The 926-nt window shown below is 53.2% G+C and carries 1 protein-coding gene; it reads right to left on the reverse strand.

Annotated features, from left to right (window positions below):
• Positions 1–926, reverse strand: a 926-nt coding sequence (locus tag V7676_RS18650) for an HAD-IC family P-type ATPase (protein ID WP_335661058.1), incomplete at both ends; no start/stop codon positions are given.

Here is a 926-nt window from a genome sequence, read left to right on the forward strand (position 1 = left end):
ATAACCGACACAGATGAGAGGCTCATCGCTGCCGCCGCAATCATCGGGCTCAATAATATACCAAACCAAGGATAGAGGATGCCAGCTGCAACCGGTACACCAAGGCCATTGTAGATGAAGGCAAAGAAAAGGTTTTGCCGTATATTGCCCATCGTGAGCTGGCTGAGATGCCGCGCCTTGGCTATCCCGCCTAGATCACCCTTTACCAGAGTGATTCCAGCGCTTTCCATCGCTACATCGGTGCCCGTCCCCATCGCAATACCCACATCGGCTTTAGCCAAAGCAGGCGCGTCATTGATGCCATCGCCAGCCATTGCGACCTTCTTCCCGGCGGCTTGTAACTCGCTGATGACCCGGTGCTTATCTTCCGGTGAGACATTGGCATGGATTTCATCAATGCCAATGAGCTTCCCAACTGCCTGCGCGGTCGCTTCTGCATCTCCAGTGAGCATAACAACACGGATATTGGCTTTATGAAGAGCCTTAATCGCATCAACAGTTGTCGGTTTGATAGGGTCTGCAACGCCGATGAGACCGGCGGGCTTCCCGTCCACGGCGACAAACATGACAGTCTGGCCCTGTGATCGTCCATCTTGCGCTTTAGCAATTAGATCAGCGCTGCTCGCGCCGAGCCTTTCCATCATCTTTTCATTGCCGATGGCAACGCGCAGGTTCTCTGCAGTTGCTTCAACGCCTTCGCCCGTAACAGAACCAAAATCGGTAGCGGCTTCAAAGACTAGCTTTCGTTCTTTAGCTCCTGCAACAATCGCTGCTGCCAGCGGATGCTCGCTGGCCATTTCAATCGCAGCCACCAATGAGAGCATCTTGTCTGCATCAAAGCCTGCTTCTGGCTCTACTGATACCAGCTTTGGTTTGCCTTCCGTGAGAGTGCCGGTCTTGTCGACCACAATGGTGTCAATTTTCTC

The organism is Parasphingorhabdus sp. (assembly GCF_036963805.1).
Classification (GTDB): Bacteria; Pseudomonadota; Alphaproteobacteria; order Sphingomonadales; family Sphingomonadaceae; genus Parasphingorhabdus.